The sequence below is a fragment of the Blastomonas sp. CCH1-A6 genome (assembly GCF_001556365.1).
Taxonomy (GTDB): domain Bacteria; phylum Pseudomonadota; class Alphaproteobacteria; order Sphingomonadales; family Sphingomonadaceae; genus Blastomonas; species Blastomonas ursincola.
This window is the reverse complement of record NZ_LSIS01000456.1, coordinates 1-1229: the sequence shown is the minus strand read 5'-3', so window position 1 is coordinate 1229 and position 1229 is coordinate 1. Positions and strand designations below refer to the sequence as shown.

2 protein-coding genes are annotated in these 1229 nt (G+C 69.0%); both read left to right on the top strand.

Features of this window, described 5'->3' with window-relative positions; genetic code table 11:
- Positions 1 to 536: alpha/beta fold hydrolase (locus AX735_RS20570; RefSeq protein WP_156447561.1), on the top strand; the 536-nt coding region annotated here is incomplete at its 5' end.
- A gap of 5 nt (positions 537 to 541) precedes the next feature.
- A partial coding sequence (locus AX735_RS20565; protein ID WP_446471841.1) for a methyltransferase occupies positions 542 to 1229 on the top strand: 688 nt, incomplete at its 3' end.

Sequence of the window (1229 nt, the reverse complement as noted above, 5' to 3'; positions counted from 1 at the left end):
TCGGCGCACGGCTGGCGATGGACGAACGCTGGGATGCGACGCTGATCGGCCTGACGCCCGCGCTGATGCCCTTTCCGGGGCTCGCCGCGCGGCTGTTCCCGGCGCTCGCGCGGATGCTGTTCGTCAATCCGTTCACCGCGATGATCTTTGCGCAGATGGCAAGCAGCCGGGGCGAGGTCGCGCGCTTCCTCAAGAAATCGACCGGATCGCGCATCGATGACCTGGGCATCGACCTCTATCACCGGCTGTTCCGCACGTCCGACCATTGCGCCGGCGCGATCGGGATGATGGCGAACTGGGACCTGGAGACGCTCTCGGCCAGCCTGCCGGGGCTGACCGGACGCACGCTGCTGATCCATGGCGGGCGCGACGCGATGGTCCCCACCGATTCGGTCGAGCGCGCGGCGAAACTGATCCCGGGCGCCGAACTCAGCGTGATTCCCGATCTGGGACATCTGGCGCATGAAGAGGCGCCCGATCGCATCGCCGAGATCATCCTCGCCTTTGCCGCGCGCCGTCCTGCCGTAGCGGCCTGACCAGCATGGCGGGGTTCAAGCAGCGCTGGGTCGGCTGGCGCAACAAGGTGATCGGCAACCCCGCCTTCCAGTCCTGGGCCTCGCGCTCGATTCTGGCGCGCGGCATATCGCGGGTGCGCGCGCGGCGGCTGTTCGATATCATCGCCGGGTTCACCTATTCGCAGACGCTTTATGCCTGTGTCGAAGGCGGGATTGTGGCGCGGCTGGAACAGGGCGCGGCAAGCTCCGCCGAACTCGGCGCGCTGGCGCGGCTGGGCGAGGATGCGACCCACAGGCTGCTGCGCGCGGCGGCGGCGCTGGGCGTGATCGAATGTGTCGGCGACGATCTGTGGATGCTCGGCGAGCAGGGTGTCGCGCTGACCGGCAATCCGGGCGCGATCGCGATGATCCGCCACCATCACCTGCTCTATGCCGATCTGGCCGATCCACTGTCGCTGCTGCGCGGCGAGCGCAGCGAACCGGGCGCGCTTGCCGGCTACTGGCCCTATGCGCTGGGCGATGGCAGCGAGGGCGAGAATCAGGCGGCGGTCTCGCCCTATTCGCAGCTGATGGCCGCTTCGCAGCCGATGGTCGCCGATCAGGTGGTGCACGCCTGGCGCTTCGGCCAGCACCAGCGGATGCTCGATGTCGGCGGCGGCGCGGGCGCGTTCATCGCGGCGGTGGCGAAAGCCGCTCCGGGGCTCGAATTCGGGC